Source organism: Rhizobium sp. CIAT894, assembly GCF_000172795.2.
Taxonomy (GTDB): Bacteria; Pseudomonadota; Alphaproteobacteria; order Rhizobiales; family Rhizobiaceae; genus Rhizobium.
Genome location: NZ_CP020951.1, coordinates 382560 through 397820, shown reverse-complemented (window position 1 = coordinate 397820; position 15261 = coordinate 382560). Strand labels below are relative to the sequence as shown.

12 protein-coding genes are annotated in these 15261 nt (G+C 62.2%); 9 read left to right on the top strand and 3 right to left on the bottom strand.

The features are described from left to right. Position 1: 1 nt before the first annotated feature. The 5 genes from RHEC894_RS28240 to RHEC894_RS28220 are packed head-to-tail and all read left to right on the top strand — an operon-like array spanning position 2 to position 5710. On the top strand, positions 2 to 982 hold the full coding sequence (locus tag RHEC894_RS28240; protein ID WP_085740004.1) for an ABC transporter permease: 981 nt from the start codon (positions 2 to 4) through the stop codon (positions 980 to 982). Then, positions 982 to 1884 (top strand): ABC transporter permease, encoded by a 903-nt coding sequence (locus RHEC894_RS28235; protein WP_085740003.1) that lies wholly within the window; start codon positions 982 to 984, stop codon positions 1882 to 1884. Before RHEC894_RS28240 ends, RHEC894_RS28235 begins: the two co-directional genes overlap by 1 nt. After that, entirely contained in the window at positions 1881 to 2696 is an 816-nt protein-coding gene (locus tag RHEC894_RS28230; RefSeq protein WP_085740002.1) for an ABC transporter ATP-binding protein, read from the top strand. Before RHEC894_RS28235 ends, RHEC894_RS28230 begins: the two co-directional genes overlap by 4 nt. Then, a complete protein-coding gene (locus tag RHEC894_RS28225) occupies positions 2693 to 3637 on the top strand; it encodes an ABC transporter ATP-binding protein (protein ID WP_085740001.1) in 945 nt (314 codons plus the stop codon). The genes RHEC894_RS28230 and RHEC894_RS28225 overlap by 4 nt, the downstream gene beginning before the upstream one ends. Before the next feature lie 51 nt (positions 3638 to 3688). Continuing rightward, the gene (locus RHEC894_RS28220; RefSeq protein WP_010069372.1) at positions 3689 to 5710 is read left to right on the top strand and encodes a beta-N-acetylhexosaminidase; all 2022 of its coding nucleotides are present in this window, start codon (positions 3689 to 3691) and stop codon (positions 5708 to 5710) included. An 82-nt stretch (positions 5711 to 5792) separates the two neighbouring features. Here RHEC894_RS28220 and RHEC894_RS28215 read toward each other — a convergent pair whose 3' ends face one another. Then, positions 5793 to 6269, bottom strand: coding sequence for a helix-turn-helix domain-containing protein (locus tag RHEC894_RS28215; protein ID WP_010069371.1), 477 nt, complete (start codon positions 6267 to 6269; stop codon positions 5793 to 5795). Between the two features lie 188 nt (positions 6270 to 6457). Here RHEC894_RS28215 and RHEC894_RS28210 point away from each other — a divergent pair, with 188 nt between their 5' ends. Continuing rightward, positions 6458 to 7459 carry an NADP-dependent oxidoreductase gene (locus RHEC894_RS28210; RefSeq protein ID WP_085740000.1) on the top strand — a complete coding sequence of 334 codons (1002 nt, stop codon included), beginning with the start codon at positions 6458 to 6460 and terminating at the stop codon, positions 7457 to 7459. Positions 7460 to 7471: 12 nt separating this feature from the next. On the opposite strand, the gene RHEC894_RS28205 is transcribed toward RHEC894_RS28210, so the two are convergent. Continuing rightward, on the bottom strand, positions 7472 to 8212 hold the full coding sequence (locus RHEC894_RS28205; RefSeq protein WP_085739999.1) for an AraC family transcriptional regulator: 741 nt from the start codon (positions 8210 to 8212) through the stop codon (positions 7472 to 7474). 276 nt (positions 8213 to 8488) lie between these two features. On the opposite strand from RHEC894_RS28205, the gene RHEC894_RS28200 reads away from it, so the two are divergent. From RHEC894_RS28200 to RHEC894_RS28190, 3 genes are all read left to right on the top strand, one after another. Continuing rightward, on the top strand, positions 8489 to 9403 hold the full coding sequence (locus RHEC894_RS28200) for a DMT family transporter (RefSeq protein WP_085739998.1): 915 nt from the start codon (positions 8489 to 8491) through the stop codon (positions 9401 to 9403). Between the two features lie 181 nt (positions 9404 to 9584). Beyond that, entirely contained in the window at positions 9585 to 10964 is a 1380-nt protein-coding gene (locus RHEC894_RS28195; RefSeq protein WP_164517726.1) for a M20 family metallopeptidase, read from the top strand. Between the two features lie 15 nt (positions 10965 to 10979). After that, positions 10980 to 13898: a P-loop NTPase fold protein gene (locus tag RHEC894_RS28190; RefSeq protein WP_085739996.1), complete on the top strand. Its 2919-nt coding sequence runs from the start codon at positions 10980 to 10982 to the stop codon at positions 13896 to 13898. 99 nt (positions 13899 to 13997) lie between these two features. Here the strand turns inward: RHEC894_RS28190 and RHEC894_RS28185 are convergent, their stop codons facing one another. Next, positions 13998 to 15200, bottom strand: a complete 1203-nt coding sequence (locus tag RHEC894_RS28185; RefSeq protein WP_085739995.1) for an ROK family transcriptional regulator — start codon at positions 15198 to 15200, stop codon at positions 13998 to 14000. Positions 15201 to 15261: the final 61 nt, after the last annotated feature.

The following is a 15261-nucleotide window of genomic DNA, read 5'->3' as shown; positions in this document are numbered from 1 at the left end:
CATGCGCATTTCGAGCCGGCGCCTCGGCGTCTATGCGGTCGCCCTGGCCTTCGCCATCGTCGTGAACTTCATTCTTCCCCGGCTGATGCCGGGGAGCCCGGTCGATGCCATGGTCGCCCAGCTCGGCCCGCGGGCAACGCCTGCCGCCGTCGAGGCGATCAAGGCGCGCTTCGGCGCGGTCGACCAGCCGATGCTTTGGCAATTCGCCGATTATCTGAAGGGGCTTGCCACCTTCGATCTCGGCGTCTCGGTCAAATATTATCCCCAGACCGTCGTCCAGGTTCTCGGCCGCTCGACGCTCTGGACCGTCTTCCTGGTGACGACAGCGATCATCTTCTCGCTCTGCGTCGGTGTCGTGCTGGGCGCGGTTTCGGCCTGGCGCCGCGGCGGGCGTTTCGACACGATCGTCTCGCCGCTCTCGGTGATCATGATTTCGGTGCCGCCCGTCATCGTGGCGCTGACGACGCTTTTCGTCTTCGCGGTTTCGCTGCGCTGGTTTCCTGTGGGCTATGCCTATGATCCCAATCTCGATCCCGCCTTCAATTTCACCTTTGTCGGCAGCGTCTTCGCCCATGCGATCCTGCCGGTGCTGACGCTCTCGCCGTTTCTGATCGGCGAATTCCAGACGACGATGCGCTCGTCGATGATCTCGGTGCTCGGCGAGGACTATGTGACCATGGGCCGCGCCAAGGGGCTGAGCCACCTCACCGTGATGTTCGGCTATGGCGCCCGCAATGCGATGCTTCCCGTTCTCACCAATCTGGCGCTGATGCTCGGCGCCGTCTTCGGCGGTTCGATCGTCACCGAGATCGTCTTCAACTATCCCGGCCTCGGACTGACGCTTTATACCGCGAGCATCGCCCGCGATTACCCGGTCATCCAGGGCCAGCTGCTGCTGATGACACTCGCGACCCTCGGCGCCAATTTCCTGGTCGACATGATTTACGGGCTCGTCGATCCGAGATTGCGGGAGGCTGCGTGATGAATTTTGCGCTATGGCCCGTCCTCAAGCAGAAAAAGGCGCTCGCCGGCCTGATCATCATCGCCGTCCTGTGGCTGATGGCGCTGTTTGCGCCGCTCGTTGCACCCGGCGAGCCCGGAGCGCGTGTCGGACGTTCGCACCAGCCGCCGTCGATCGAACATGTTCTCGGCACCACCAAAATGGGGCGGGACGTCTATCGCCAGTTCGTCTGGGGCGCCCGCAGCTCTCTCTCGGTCGGTTTTGTCACGGGTATTGCCATCACCGTTCTCGGCACCGCCATCGGGCTTATCGCCGGTTACGCCGGCGGCAGGACGGATGCCTGTCTCGACCTCGCGACGAATGCCGTGCTCGTCATCCCGAATATGCCGCTCTTGATCCTGCTCGCCTCCTTCGCCGGCACGGTGGGGCCGATGACGATCATGACGATCATCGCGCTGACCTCCTGGCCGTGGGGCGCCCGCATGACGCGGTCGCAGACGATGGCGCTGCGCAATCGCGATTTCGTCACCGCGTCGAAGATGATCGGCGAGCCGGCCTGGCGCATCATCTTCGTGGAAGTCCTGCCGAACCTGACGACGCTGATCGGCATCAACCTCGTCGGCAGCATCATCTACGCGATCGTTGCCCAGACGACGCTCGAATATCTCGGCTTCGGCGATCCCCTGAAAGTCTCCTGGGGCACGATGCTCTACAATGCCCAGAACTCCTCGGCGATCATGGTCGGCGCCTGGTGGGACATCGGAGTGCCGGCGCTCGGCATCGCGCTGACCGGCCTTGGGCTTGCGCTGTTGAATTTCACCTTCGACGAGATTGCCAATCCGCAACTGCGCTCCGGCCCGGCGCTGACCCGCTGGTTCCGCCTCAACCGCGCCCGCAACCGGGAACTGGAGCTTGGCCGATGAGCGACAATCTGCTGGAAATCGAAAAGCTCAATGTCGACTACCTCGTCGACAAGGGAGAATTCCGCGCCGTCAAGGACGTCTCCTTCACGATCGGCCGCGGCGAAATCTTCGGGCTTGCCGGTGAATCCGGCTGCGGCAAGAGCACGATCGCCTATGCGATCACCCGTCTTTCCAAGGCGCCCGCCTGGATCAGCGGCGGCAGCATCCGCCTCACCGGGCAGGATCTGCTCAGACTGCCGGAACGCGAGCTGCAGACGATCCGCTGGAAGCGCATCGGCATGGTCTTCCAGAGCGCGATGAATTCGCTCAATCCGCTGATGCGGGTCGAGGCGCAGTTCCACGACGTCCTGCGCCGGCACACCGGCTGCTCGCAGGCGGAATCCCGAGCGCGGGCCGAAGAGATGTTCCGTCTCGTCGGCATTCCCACCCATCGCATCGGCGATTACCCGCACCAGTTTTCCGGCGGCATGCGCCAGCGCATCGTCATCGCGATCTGCCTTGCGCTCAGACCAGAACTCATCATCATGGACGAGCCGACGACGGCGCTCGACGTGGTGGTGCAGCGGGAGATCCTCGAACAGGTTGTCGACCTGCAGCGGACCTACGGCTTCTCCGTGCTCTTCATCACCCATGACCTGCACCTGATGGCGCAGCTCTGCCGGCGCATCGGCGTCATGCTGAAGGGCGAGCTCGTCGAAGTGGGTGACGTCAGCCAGGTCGCCCATGCGCCGAAGCACGACTATACGCGCAAGCTCTGGAACGCCATTCCACAGCTTCCCGGCAATCCGCATCTATCGGAGCTCATGGCATGAAAGCGGAGGCAAATCCCGTTACCGCCGAAGCCGTGATCCGGCTCGAGGACATCAAGCGCGATTTCGGTGCCGTCCGGGCGCTGAAGGGCGTATCCTTCTCGCTCTTTCCCGGCCGGGCATTGGCGCTCGTCGGCGAATCCGGCTGCGGCAAGACGACCTGCGCCCGCATCATCGCGCGCCTGGACAAACCGACCGGCGGCAGGCTGTTTTTCCGCGGACAGGAGCTGACCGCCCGCGGCGAGACCGGGGATGAGCATCGCTACCGCAGGGAGGTGCAGATGGTCTTTCAGGATCCGTTCTCATCGCTCAACCCGGCCTTCACCGTCAGCCATCATCTGGCGCGACCGCTGCAACTGCATCGGCCCACCGGCGCCAGAACGGCGCTTGCCGAGGAGATTGCCCGGCTGCTGGCAAGCGTCGGGCTGGAGCCTGACGTGACCAGGCAGAAATTCCCGCATGAACTCTCCGGCGGCCAGCGGCAGCGCGTCAACATCGCCCGGGCGCTGGCCGTCGCACCGAGCGTGCTGGTCGCCGACGAGCCGACCTCGATGCTCGACGTTTCCATCCGCAAGGATATTCTCGATCTGCTCGCCAGGGTGAAACGTGAAAACGACCTCGCCATGCTCTATATCACCCACGATATCGCAACCGCGGCGCATGTGGCCGAGGAGATCGTCGTGATGTTTGCCGGCCAGATGGTCGAATGGGGCGACACCGAAAAGGTTCTCTCCGATCCCAGCCATCCCTATACGCGATTGCTGCTTTCCGCCGTTCCGGATGGCAGCAGGCCGTTCGTGACCGGCGGAAGCGCGCGTTTCCTCGAACAGGCGGAAAAGGTGCGCGCGCTGAGCCGGCCTGAATCAGCCGTGATCGAACAGGTCGGCCCCAACCACTTCATACGCGCGCTCGGCGTTTCCAATGCCGGAATGCACAAGAGCTGATTTCAAAAGCCCGCTTCTCAAGAGGCCAATCTTCAAAAGGAAAGAGTGACCATGTCCACACTGCGACCGAAGGCCCTGCGGCTAGAAACTCTCTGGAACCCGCCTGCCGACGGCAAGGAATTCTCCTATGTCCTGCGCCTCAAGAACCTCGGCAGCGAGCCGCTCTCGCATTTCTCCCTCTGCGTCAGCGGCCCGGGCCGCGTCGATCCGGCCGGGCGGGTGGAAGGCGCCACCGTCTCGAAGCGGCTCTCCAATTTCACCGAATTCCAGCCGCCGGCCGATTTCGTTCTCGGCGCCGGCGAGACCTGGACGATTGCGGTTTTCGCGCTGAGCTGGCAGTTCCGCCATTGGACGGACGGCGCAACGAGCGCTTATCTCGCACTTTCCGACGGCAGCGCCATCGTGCTCAGCATCGAGCCGACGCGTTCTTCGGTCAGCAATGCGACCCTGAAGCGTGGCGCCGAGATCTATCCGGTTCCCGCTCATGCGCCGGTTCAGGTGTCGATCATTCCCTGGCCGAACCACGTGGCGGTCACCTCCCGCCGTCCCTTGCCGGCCGGTTTTGCGCCGCGGGCGCAGAGTGGCGAAGGGGAGGCGGCGGCGGCAAGTTTCGCGGCGCTGGTGGAGCATCTCTTCGCCGTCGAAGGCATCGTGCGCACCGAGGCGGAAGGCGCAGTCCCGGTCATCCTCAAGGATGCCGCCGGCTTCGGTCCCGAAGCCTATCGGCTGAGCTTCGACGAGGAAACCTTGACCGTCGAGGCAAGCAGCCGGACCGGCTTTCTCTACGGCCTGGTAACCCTCGGCCAGATCTGGCGCGGCGCCAGGCTGCATCCCGGAACCTTCCAGTTTCCGGCGTCTGGCGAGATCGTCGACGAGCCGGCGATGGGCTGGCGCGGGCTGCATCTCGATGTCGCCCGCCAATTCTATGGCGCGGCCGAAGTCAAGAAGCTGATCGCCGTGCTGGCCTGGAACAAGCTCAACCGCTTCCACTGGCACCTTTCCGACGACGAGGCCTGGCGCGTCGAGATCGACGCCTATCCCACGCTGACCGAGATCGGCGCCTGGCGCGGCCACGGCCTCGCCGTGCCGCCGCTGCTTGGGTCCAGCCCGGCCCGCACAGGCGGTTATTATCCCAAATCAGTCATCCGCGAGATCGTCGCTGAGGCAAAGAGCTTCGGCGTCGAGATCGTGCCTGAAATCGACATGCCCGGCCATTGTTACGCCATGCAGCAGGCGATACCCGAGCTGCGCGATCCGGCCGAGCTCGGCAGCTATTATTCGGTTCAGGGCTTTCCCGACAATTGCATCAATCCGGCGCTTGAGAAGACCTACGAGATCGTCGAGACCATCCTGACGGAACTCATCGAGCTCTTCCCGTTCAAGGTGATCCATCTCGGCGCCGACGAGGTGCCGCTCGGGGCGTGGTCCGGCTCACCGGCAGCGCTCGACCGCCTTCGCACTGTGGCCGGCGACGCGGTTGCCGATGCCCATGCCAAGCGGCTGAACGTCGTCACCAATACGCATGGCGCTGACGATATCCACGGTTCGGGTGCGGCCATCCTGCAGGCGGAGTTCCTCGAACGGGTGCAACGCTTCCTGGCGAGCAAGGGCTGCATCACCGGCGGCTGGGAAGAGGCGGCCCATGGCGATGTCATCGACAAATCCAAGAGCTACCTCTGCAGCTGGCGCAATGTCGAAGTCTCGGCCGAACTTGCCGAACGCGGCTACGACATGGTCGTCTGCCCCGGGCAGGTCTATTACCTCGACATGGCGCTGCGGCCGGACTGGGACGAGCCCGGCGCCAGCTGGGCGGGAACATCAGACGCCGAAAAGCTCTATAATTTCGATCCGCTCAGTGGCTGGACGGCAGCGCAGAAACAGAAACTCCTCGGCATCCAGGCCTGCATCTGGTCCGAACCGATGACGGATCGCGCCGTGTTCGACCGCCTGGTTTTTCCGCGTATCTCCGGACTTGCCGAAACCGGCTGGACGAAGCCGTCCGCCAAGTCATGGGAACGCTTCAAGGCGCTCGCAGGGCTGATGCCGCTGCTTTACGGGCTGCAACAGTCGTAGCGCTCGGATTGGGCCGAGCTGTGATTTGCGGACTATCCTTGCCATCGCGGGAGGCGGCGATGGCAAGGATGCCGGCATCGCTTCAAGCGGAACTGCCGGAGCCAGCGTCATCCGCGGCGGGCGGCTTACAGCCGGGTGCGGCGACACGGATAGGACGGGTTCCAACAGGAGCGCCAGTCGCCCGGTCGATGGTCACCGGATCGATCTCCGTTCTGGTCTCGGCGTCGAAGAAGCGGGTGACGTCACCGCCGCCGCGGTGTTTGCGGCCCCAGGCGCCGATCGCAAACAGCACCGGCAGAAAGTCGCGGCCGGCTTCCGTCAGCACATATTCGTCGCGCGGCGGACGCTCGGAATAGCGGCGTTTTTGCAGCAGCCCTTCCTCTGTCAGCGATGACAGCCGCCCCGTCAACATGGTCGGGGCGATGCCGAGGCTTTTTCGAAAATCATCGAAGCGGGTCAGCCCCGCATGGGCGTCGCGCATGATCAACATGCTCCACGCATCGCCGACAAGCGCCAGGCTGCGGGCGATCAGGCACGGCTGTTCCGAAAGATTCTTCATATCGATATCTTTTTAGTAGTGACTTGCTATCGATTTGATAGTAACAGATTGCGCATGGATGTTCCACGATAAAACGAAGGCGCGTCGACGAGCAGGAGAGAACCCGGCATTGCCTGGTTTCAACCGGCTTCCCGATTGAACCTGCATTGCCGCGCCACCGGCTCCTCATAGAAACGAAAGTTCGTCCCATGAAAGCATTCCTGATCGATCGTTACAAGAAAGGCGGCGCCCTGAGGCTCGGCCAGAGCCCTGAACCGCAGCTGCGCGAGAATGACGTCATGGTCGATATCCATGCCGCCAGCGTCAACCCGCTGGATGCCAAGATCCGGGACGGAGAGTTCAAGCTGATCCTGCCGTACCGGCTTCCGTTGGTGCTCGGCAATGATGTCGCCGGCGTCGTGGCGCGGGTGGGCGCCAATGTCCGCCAATTCAAACCCGGCGACCAGGTCTACGCACGGCCCGGTCAGGATCGCATCGGCACGTTCGCGGAGTATATTGCCATCGACGCTGCCGATCTCGCGTTGAAGCCCGCCAATCTCGGCATGGAAGAGGCCGCATCCATTCCGCTTGCGGCACTGACCGCATGGCAGGCGCTGGTCGAGCGCGCCAAGCTGCAGAAAGGGCAGAGGGTGCTGATCCATGCAGGCTCCGGCGGCGTCGGCACCATCGCGATCCAGCTTGCCAAACATCTCGGCGCCCATGTGGCGACGACAGTGAGCACGGCAAACGTCGATCTGGTGAAAAGCCTCGGCGCCGACGTGGTGGTCGATTACAAGAAGGACGACTTCGAAAAGCTGCTGAAGGGCTATGACGTCGTGCTGAACAGCCTCGGCAAGGACACGCTGGAGAAATCGCTCGCCGTCCTCAAGCCCGGCGGCAAGCTGATCTCGATATCGGGTCCGCCCGATCCCGATTTCGCCAGGGAAAACGGCCTCGGCTGGCCGCTGCAGCAGGTCATGCGCTTGTTGAGCTTCGGCATCCGGCGGAAATCGAAACGCCAGGGGATCGGCTATTCCTTCCTCTTCATGACGGCAAACGGCGCGCAGCTCGGCAAGATCACCGCGCTGATCGAGGCGGGCGCCATCCGCCCCGTCATCGACCGGACCTTCCAATTCGAGAAGACCAACGAGGCGCTGACCTATGTGGAAACGGGACGTTCGAAAGGCAAGGTCGTCATCGCGGTGAAGTGAGGTAGAGGCGCGTCACGGTCGCTGCCGGTAGGCAGAGGGCGTGACGCCGGTGCCCAGCTTGAATGCCCGGGTCATGTGGCTCTGGCTGCTGAAGCCGCAGGCCGAAGCGATCTGCGCGATGGGTTCCGTGCCTGATAGCATCGACTTGGCACGCTCGACACGCCGGTGGGCCACCCAGCCATGCGGGGACACACCATAGCTTGCCCGGAACATCCGCTGAAAATGAAAGGCGCTGAGCTGCCCGATGGCTGCCAGATCCTGCAAGCGGATCGTCTCGTCGAGATGGGCCTCGATATAGTCCACGATCCGGCGCCTGATATGAGGAGCGAGCCCGCCGCTGATTGTGCGGGAACGCATCCCTCCGTAACGCGGATCAACGAAGAAATCCTTGATCGTCTGCGTCATTGCTTCTTCAGCCGACAGATGGTCGCCGGCCGACATCGCTTTCGTCATCTGCCGAAGCGTGCGCGCCAGGGCGGGTGCATCCGCGAAGGTCGCTTCGGGAAGGACCATAAGCCTGGAATCGCGGTCAAACGTCTCGGCAAACATCCGGCGCATCTGATCGTCCGGAACGTAGAGATGGACGAATTCGAAGGGGTCGGTGATTTCCCATTCGGACGAGTGCCCCTGCGGCATGATGCACAAGGCTCCGGGCCGGCCCCGCGCCGCGGGGCTGCCATCCAGACGGCGCGTTCCGGCGCCGCCGGTGAGATAGAGGCTGAACGTATGTCCGTCCGGCCGCTCATAGCTCATCCTGTCGCTGCCATTGCTCCAGAGGGCCGCCGATCGCCCGAACCCCAAATCGATCGACTGCGACATGAGAGCAGAGGGGGATGCGGACAAAAAGCTGTAAACCGAGAGGCGGCTATCTTTCACCTATTCTTCCTCACACCTGTACGTCCTCGCGAATAATACCGGTGGACGGTCCGCGTGGCGAGCAGGAAGTCCGGGGCAGTAAATTTCGTAGCAAGAATCTGCAAGAGCCCGGCTCACGGTTGGCCTATCGATCGAGAAAACGAGGATCACTCCATGGCAAATGCCGCTCTCTTCATCGCGACCGTCCTGATATGGGGGACGACCTGGATCGCCATTGCGATGCAGGTCGGTCCCGTGCCGGTCCTGGTCTCGGTCTTTTACAGATTTGCGCTCGCGGCCGTGATCCTCGTCGCCATCCTGGCCGTCATGCGGCAGCTGAAGCTGCCTGCCTTGCGCGATCAGCCTTTCATCCTTGCGCAAGCGCTCTGCCTGTTCAGCCTCAATTTCATTTGTTTCTACAACGCCGCCGGCTATATCCCGTCCGGGCTGATCTCGGTGATCTTCTCGCTCGCAACGATCTACAATGCCGTCAATGCGCGCCTGTTCTTCGGTGACCGCATTACCGGCCGCACGCTTCTGGCGGCCGCGCTCGGCGCCACCGGCCTCCTCCTGCTGTTCGCAGAGGAAATTGGCGTCGATTTCAATCTGGGCACGTTGAAAGGGATCGGGCTCGCGGCGCTCGGCACGCTGTTCTTCTCGCTCGGCAATATGGCGTCGCGCCGAAACAGCGCGGCCGGGATCTCACCGCTGACCGCCAATGCCTGGGGCATGACCTATGGCGCGATTTTCCTCCTCCTGCTGATTGCCGTGACGCAAACGCCGGTCGTGACGCCGCCCGACATCAGGTATCTTGCCGCGCTGCTCTATCTCGCGGCAATCGGATCGGTGATCGGCTTCACCACCTACCTCATGCTGGTGTCGCGCATCGGCTCCTCACGCGCTGCCTATGCCACCGTGCTGTTCCCGATCGTCGCCCTGTCGCTGTCGACGATCTTCGAGGGCTACCACTGGACCGGTCTCGGCCTGACCGGCCTGGCGCTGACGCTTCTCGGCAACGTGGTCATCTTTGCGCGGCCTCCGGCGCGCCGCGCGCTGCAAGCAGAGGCGAGGGTGCCGGCAGGCGAGTGAGGGAGCCGGCATCGGCAATCTCCCGGACCGAAGTGCGCTAGCCGAGCGGCTTTCGTAGGGCGGCAACGGTTCGATGTTTTCCGGATCTCTCATCGAAGAACCGCCGTCTCTTACCTACATCACAGATTGTTTTACTAGCAAAAGTTGTGGTATGTGGGACTGGGGGCATTGGGGGATCATCATGCGCTTCAAATCCAAGAAGGTTGGGGGTGTCCAGATCTTCGCGGTCAGCGGCACCAACACGGTTTCGTTTGGCATAAACTTTGACCGGAGCGGGTTAACGGCCTTCTCGGTTTCGTCATTCATGTATGGCTTCGTCTGGAAAGCCATCCAAGCCACCCTGATCGCAGCCGTATGCGGCTTGACGGCGATGCCTGTAGCAGCCGGCGAAGCAGATGATGCTTATGCCTATCTCCACCGCAATCCGGAAATCGGCAAGGACCTACCCAAGGCTCATGCCTATATCGTCGATCGCTTGCAGGCCATGGGCGGCTTCTCGCTGGTGGCCGTACCGGCTCTGCCCTCGGCAGTGATAGCCGTGCTTGACAGTGGCAAGCCCGGCCCGACGATCGCTCTGCGTGCCGACATGGATGCCCGCCGCCTCGATACCGGCGAGGAGCCCGAAGATCACGATCCGCGTTCAGAGACGCCTGGGCTGATGCACAACTGCGGCCATGATGCCCACAGCGCCATGCTGCTCGGTGCCGCCGCCGAGCTACGCAACCATCCAGAGACGTTCGTCGGCAAGATCGTGTTTTTGTTTCAGCCCGCTGAGGAGGTGAAAGGCGGCGCCGACGACATTACCGCGGACGGTGTGCTCCAGCGGCTCGGCGTCCGCGCGATCTTCGCGCAGCATGTCGTGCCGGGCCAGCCGGTCGGCGAAGTGAGTGTGTCTCAGGGCTCGGCGATGGCTGGCAGCAACACGTTCAAACTCACTCTGCGTGGTACGGCGTCGCACGCAGCGATGCCTTATGAGGGCACTGATCTCGGCCTAACGGCCGCCAAAGTCATTGTCGAGCTTGCAAACCTGCCTGCGCGAGGATGGGATTCATCGAACCGCCCTGCAGTCATCTCGGTAACCAAGATTGCCAGCAGCTCGACGTCGATCAATGCCACTCCCGCCGAGGTGACCGTGGAAGGCACGCTTCGTGCTTTCGAGCCACTCGGCGATGCCGCAACGACCGGCACGCTCAACAACCTCATCGCGGCAAGGGTCGGTGCGCTCGCTCACGTTTACGGCGCGACCGCCGAGTGGATCGTGACGCCGGGAACGCCACCAACTGTCAACGATGTCGAGACCATTCGTGCTCTTGCGGCAGACCTGCCCGGTGAGGCAGGCATAAAGCTGACAGTGTCAACCGAACGCTACATGACTTCAGAAGATTTCGCCTTCTATGGCCAGTTGCTGCCAGCGGTGTATTTCGGACAGGGCATCGCCAAGGACGCGTTGGGCAATGTCGGGGTCCATCAGAGCGGCTTCACGATCCATCCCGATGCGCTCGACAATGGTGTCCGACTTCTGGTCGCATTGGTACACCTTGCGACCGTGAAGTTGCAATAGACGGCCGAGCAGAACATGGAAACTACCGAAGAACTGCTCGAGGCGACAATCGGATCCACGATCTCCGTGCGGGTAACGGCGCCGCCGGAGGCCGATGTCATCTTCCTGCCAACCGATGCGGCCGGTACGCCCGGACAATTGAACGGCGAGATTCTCCGTCGGCTCGGCCTTTCTCCGGATCTGCCGAGCGCTCGTGAGCTGAAGCGCGGTTATCATGTCGAGCGAACGTCACGCGGTCTCATCTGCTTCGTCGTCACCGTCGCCAGCAGTCCCCCGGAAGAGGCGCTGCGAGTAAATCTCCGGCTGGCGCTCGCCGACCCAGCGATCGAGGGCGCGAGCTCGATCTGGGTTCCTTTGATGGGGACGGGCGTGGGCCGAATCCCGTTCGATCGGAGCTTTTCGATCATCCTCGATGTGCTACAGACCGACCGGCGTATCATCAGCGGCACCATGAAAGCGATGATTTCGGTCCCCGACGACATGCCGTTGGACCAGCGAGACTTTCTATCGGACCAAATCCGTGCAGCGTCTGCGACCCTCACGGTTACCCCACCGACCCAGGCAAGCGCCACTCCCTACGAACTCGCCCGGTCGGACGCGGTGACGGCCGCCCTCAATCATGCAACGAGCCTCGGTCAATTGCATCGCAGGCCACGCAAAGCACTCTCGACAACGCTCCTGTTCTTCGCGCTTGCTGACAGCCAGTCCACTGCGACGCCTGTCGAGCTTCGCGACGATGTGGCGGCCGAATTCTTCAGAGCCGCCGTTCATTTCCTGGCTGGCGATCGATATTCTGCGGCTTGGCAGGACTATTTCGGAACAGATCAACAGCTTTCGTCGCCAGACAAAGCCGTCAAACTGCTGGAGCCGACCAAGAATATCGCATCGGTGCTCCACAGTGCGTCTGCGATTGCCGGCGGAGCAGAGAGGCCAATCCAGATCGACCATCTTGTAACGGCTCTGCTCGCGCAAGAAGAGGCTAGGCTCCGGCGTGTGCTCTCAGAAATGGGGATGACGGCGGACAAGCTTGCTACGGAATACAAGGACGCACGTCTCGGCCAAGTCCTCAAGCGATTTAACAACGACGTCCCGACGAGCGATGATCAACTCGGTTACGACAGCTATGCAACCGCAATCTATGAGTTCTTGACGCACGTCGAAACGCCGCCGCCGCTCAGCATCAGCATCCAAGCGCCATGGGGCGGCGGAAAATCATCGCTGATGAACTTGATACGCGAGAAGCTCGATCCGCGCAGTTTCAGGGAGAAGCACAAACCGGCAATCGGGGGAATTGCGGGCGCGCCGCGACTGTTGCTCGGAGCGGTCCTCCGGTTTCTCGACCGTGATGAGGATTTCTCCGTCAACCCGGAACCGGCGCCGAACATCGGCCCGACGAAGCGGCTCTGGACGATCTGGTTCAATGCATGGAAATACGAAACAACCGAGCAGGTCTGGGCGGGGCTGGTCGACGCCATCGTTTCGCAGGTTGCCGAACGTTTGCCGCCGCTCGAGAGGGAGAAATTCCTTTTAAAGCTCCAGCTCGCGCGTATCGACGATGGCGAGATCCGCAAGCGCATCTATAACAGGGTCATCACCATTTGGTGGGCGAAGGCTCGCGCATGGGTGCTTGCGGGTGTGTCGACGACCTTAGCGTTGTTTGGTCTCGGTGTCGTGAAGCCCGATCTCCCCGGAACCATTCAGAAGGCGATCTCGCTATGGGTACCCGACGGCAATGGGTACGCCAGCGCGGTTGCAGTCCAGATAATTCTGTCGATCTATCTTGTCGGCAGCTATTTTAAAAGCCGCGATGAAACACGTAAGGAACCGGCAACTTTCAGCCTTGCCGAATATATTAGGGTGCCCGACTACGGCAAAGCAATCGGAGAGATCCACCACATTCACTCGGACCTCAGGCGCGTGCTCGGCGTCGTACCTAAAGAGCCCGGTGAGAGCGAACACGCCCCCATCGTCATCTTCATTGACGATCTAGACCGCTGCTCGCCAAGCAAGGTGGCGAGCGTCGTCGAGGGCGTGAGCATGCTGCTCGCCAGCGATACCTACCGCTGCATGTTCGTCATCGGCATGGACCCGCAGATGGTGGCTGCAGCGCTCGAAAGTGCGCATGAAGACGTACGCAAGCAGCTTCCGACCTATGAGCGCGCCGTGCCGCTCGGCTGGCGCTTCATGGACAAATTCATACAGCTCCCTTTCACAATCCCGCCAAGCGGTGGGCGGCAGTTTGAAGGTTATGTGGACTGGCTCGTCGGCGCTGTCCCGCCCACCACACCATCCGGGAAGAATGATGGGACAGTTGCCCCTGCGAATGGGTTTGAGTTGCAGCGCCCGCTGATTCCGCCCGAGGAGACAGGGCCTGACACGCCAGCGCGTAAACCAGTGTCGGCTCCCCCACTGGACGACAAGCCGGCAGACATGGCCACGACAGCGTTTGCGGAGAGCCGAGACGTTGGTGCGATCATTCGTAAGATTGCCGCCTACTCCATCGGCAATCCACGCGAAATGAAACGGATGGTCAATCTGGCTCGCTTCTATCTTTCTTTACGCTCGGCGAGACGCGCGCGCGACGCTCATTGGCGCGCGCCAGATCTGGATCAATATGCACGCTGGATTGCGATCACATTGCGGTGGCCGGATATGTTGCGATGGCTGCAATGGGGAGCCGACGAAGCTCACTGGCCGCCGGAGCAGCAGGGAACTGACCTTGTAATCCGCCGGTTAAGGGTTCTTGAGTTCCACGCATCGACATCGGACCTCCCCGATAAGTGGCGCGCCGCGCTTAGATCCGAGCTCAATGTTCCAATCGATTCCGACAGTGACTGGGCATGCGACACCAAGCTGTTCGAGTTCTTCAAGACGGAATCTGCGTTAGCGGAGGGCAAGCGCCTCTCGGATGCGGTGATGCGCGGTTTTTGGTGATATCGCACCTTGTCATTTTAAGGGCTCAGCCAGACCAAGGGAGATGTTCGATGAAATCGTCAGCGGACAATTGCCTTGGTTCTTTCGGCTAAACCGAATTCAGCCGACCGGCTTTTGCAGGACGTCGAAGCGTGGATTGGTTTCGGAAAAGATCGGCAGGGCGGCTGCGCCGAGGATCGCGGTATCCTTGCCGGTCATGCCGATCATGACGCGGGGCACCATCCGCTTTTGATTGGGGTCGATCGGGGTGTGCAGCGGCTCCAGCCGCTCGGCAAGCCGGGCCATCAGCGATGTCGAGATGCTGCCGCCGAGCACGATGGTCTGCGGATCGAAGGCGAGTTCGAGGAAGTCGAGCGTCTGCCGCAGCGGTTGGACGGCCTGGTCGAGCCAGGCGTCCAGGCCTTCGCCGCCTCTGGCGATCCGCGCGTCGAGATCGTCAGGCGATAGCTCCTCGGCATTGGCGATGCCCATGAATTCGTAAGCGACGGTCGGCGAGACGTAGCGGTCCAGGCAGCCGCGCTTGCCGCAGCTGCAGAGCTTGCCGTGCGGCTCGACGATGATATGGCCGATCTCGCCGGCATTGTTGCGGCTGCCCTTGTAGAGATGGCCGTCGAGGAACATTCCGGCGCCGATGCCGCCGCCGCCGGCAAGAAACAGATAGACGAAGCTGCCCAAACCGCGGGCGACGCCGTGGAGGCGCTCGCCGATCGCGGCAGCCGTTGCGTCGTTTTCAACGAGCACCGGCACCTTGACCCGCTGTTCCAGCTCATACCCCACAGGAAAATCCTGCCAGCCGGGCAGATTCTGCGGGCTGAGAGAGGTGATGCCGCCATCGGCATAGCGGCCGGGCAGGGCCATGCCGACGCCGAGCAGCCGGTTTCGGTCGAATTCGAAGGCCTGCTGAATGTCCTCGACAATCGATTGCAGAACCGGCATCGCCCGTTGCGGATCGGGATGTTCGACATGGCGCTCGATGCGCGCGCAGACGGCGCCGGAGAGATCCGTCAGAACCCCGCTGGCACGCTGGCGGCCAAGTTCGAGACCGATCGAATAGGCGCCGGCGGGATTGATCGAATAGGGGATGATCGGCTGTCCGCGGGCCAGCTTCTGCGCCTCGGCCGGAACGAGAAGATGCGACCGCTCCAATTCCTCGACGATATTCGACACGGTCTGGGCCGTCAGCGCCGTCATCCGCGCGATCGCCGCGCGCGACAAGGGACCATGCGTCCGCACGGCTTCGATCACCACACGCCGGTTGTGGGATTTGGCCTGCTCGAGATTCGTGCCGGAGATCGCCTTCATGTCGCCTTCAAAGGAAATGAGGCCTCACCCTTGTCACAAGACGGATAGGGATGAAAGCCAC

Coding starts and splice junctions, on each gene's coding strand:
- RHEC894_RS28215 (WP_010069371.1), bottom strand. CDS start 6,269: ATGAAGAATCTTTCGGAACAGCCGTGCCTGATCGCCCGCAGCCTGGCG.
- RHEC894_RS28240 (WP_085740004.1), top strand. CDS start 2: ATGCGCATTTCGAGCCGGCGCCTCGGCGTCTATGCGGTCGCCCTGGCC.
- RHEC894_RS28235 (WP_085740003.1), top strand. CDS start 982: ATGAATTTTGCGCTATGGCCCGTCCTCAAGCAGAAAAAGGCGCTCGCC.
- RHEC894_RS28220 (WP_010069372.1), top strand. CDS start 3,689: ATGTCCACACTGCGACCGAAGGCCCTGCGGCTAGAAACTCTCTGGAAC.
- RHEC894_RS28185 (WP_085739995.1), bottom strand. CDS start 15,200: ATGAAGGCGATCTCCGGCACGAATCTCGAGCAGGCCAAATCCCACAAC.
- RHEC894_RS28190 (WP_085739996.1), top strand. CDS start 10,980: ATGGAAACTACCGAAGAACTGCTCGAGGCGACAATCGGATCCACGATC.
- RHEC894_RS28210 (WP_085740000.1), top strand. CDS start 6,458: ATGAAAGCATTCCTGATCGATCGTTACAAGAAAGGCGGCGCCCTGAGG.
- RHEC894_RS28205 (WP_085739999.1), bottom strand. CDS start 8,212: ATGAGCTATGAGCGGCCGGACGGACATACGTTCAGCCTCTATCTCACC.
- RHEC894_RS28195 (WP_164517726.1), top strand. CDS start 9,585: ATGCGCTTCAAATCCAAGAAGGTTGGGGGTGTCCAGATCTTCGCGGTC.
- RHEC894_RS28200 (WP_085739998.1), top strand. CDS start 8,489: ATGGCAAATGCCGCTCTCTTCATCGCGACCGTCCTGATATGGGGGACG.
- RHEC894_RS28225 (WP_085740001.1), top strand. CDS start 2,693: ATGAAAGCGGAGGCAAATCCCGTTACCGCCGAAGCCGTGATCCGGCTC.
- RHEC894_RS28230 (WP_085740002.1), top strand. CDS start 1,881: ATGAGCGACAATCTGCTGGAAATCGAAAAGCTCAATGTCGACTACCTC.